1 protein-coding gene is annotated in these 1,271 nt (G+C 59.2%); it reads right to left on the bottom strand.

The window, feature by feature from the left end:
• The coding region (gene metG / locus D8U18_RS25405) for a methionine--tRNA ligase (protein WP_131108854.1) at window positions 1-910 on the bottom strand (910 nt) is incomplete at its 3' end.
• Window positions 911-1,271 lie beyond the last annotated feature (361 nt).

Here is a 1,271-nt window from a genome sequence, read left to right as displayed (position 1 = left end):
AGAACAGGGCGTGGAAGTTGACGATGTCCTTGCCGATGAAGTGGTACAGCTCGGCGGTGGAGTCCTTGCCCCAGAACGCATCGAAGTCCAGCTCCGGCGTGCGGTTACACAGGTTCTTGAAGCTCGCCATGTAGCCGATTGGCGCGTCCAGCCACACATAGAAGTACTTGCCCGGCTCGCCCGGGATTTCAAAACCGAAATACGGCGCATCGCGGGAAATGTCCCACTGCTGCAGGCCGGCATCCAGCCATTCGGCAATCTTGTTCGCCACGGCGTCTTGCAGGGTGCCGCTGCGGGTCCAGGCTTGCAGCATTTCCTGGAAGTCCGGCAGCTTGAAGAAGAAGTGCTGGGAGTCCTTGAGCACCGGCGTGGCGCCAGAGATCGCCGACTTCGGATCCTTCAGGTCGGTGGGCGCGTAGGTGGCGCCGCATTTTTCGCAGTTGTCGCCGTACTGGTCTTCGGTGCCGCATTTCGGGCAGGTGCCCTTGATGAAGCGGTCGGCCAGGAACATTTTCTTTTCCGGGTCGAAATACTGGGTGATCGAGCGCTGGGCGATGTGCCCGGCGTCACGCAGCTTGAGGTAGATCTGGCTCGACAGCTCACGGTTTTCTTCGGCGTGAGTGGAGTGGAAGTTGTCGAAGTCCACCAGGAAGTCGGCAAAGTCGGCGCTGTGTTCAGCCTGGACATTGGCGATCAGTTGTTCCGGGGTGATGCCTTCCTTTTCCGCGCGCAGCATGATGGCCGAACCGTGGGCGTCGTCGGCGCAGACATAAATGCATTGGTTGCCGCGATGCTTCTGGAAGCGCACCCACATATCGGTCTGGATGTATTCCAGCATATGGCCAAGGTGGATCGAACCATTGGCATAGGGCAGGGCGCTGGTGACGAGGATCTTGCGTGGCTCGGACATGGGGCTCGGCTACTTGATGAAACGGAGGTCGGCCACTATAAAGCGCCAGCGCATAATTTTCACCCTGTGCACCTGTATCCGGTTGCATCGGATGCTCAAACCCGAGTACGGACAGTTTGAAGAAGAAAGGGCTGTTGTGGAGAGGGAGCTTGCTCCCGCTGGGTGGCGAAGCCGCCCCGAACCCTGCTACACGGCGCTGTCAGGAGGATCGCGTCAACCTGATTGCGACTGCTGCGCAGCCGAGCGGGAGCAAGCTCCCTCGCCACAGGGATATGTTTGCCACAAATAGCTCCCTCCCCACAGGGGTGTGTTTGCCACAAATCATCAGTGGGCATGCCGTCCTTGAGCTGATGCTCAAACC

Source organism: Pseudomonas sp. Sample_10 (genome assembly GCF_004321495.1).
In the GTDB taxonomy this organism is placed as follows: Bacteria; Pseudomonadota; Gammaproteobacteria; order Pseudomonadales; family Pseudomonadaceae; genus Aquipseudomonas.
The sequence above is the reverse complement of the archived record's forward strand: the minus strand, read 5'-3'. Positions and strand labels throughout refer to the sequence as shown.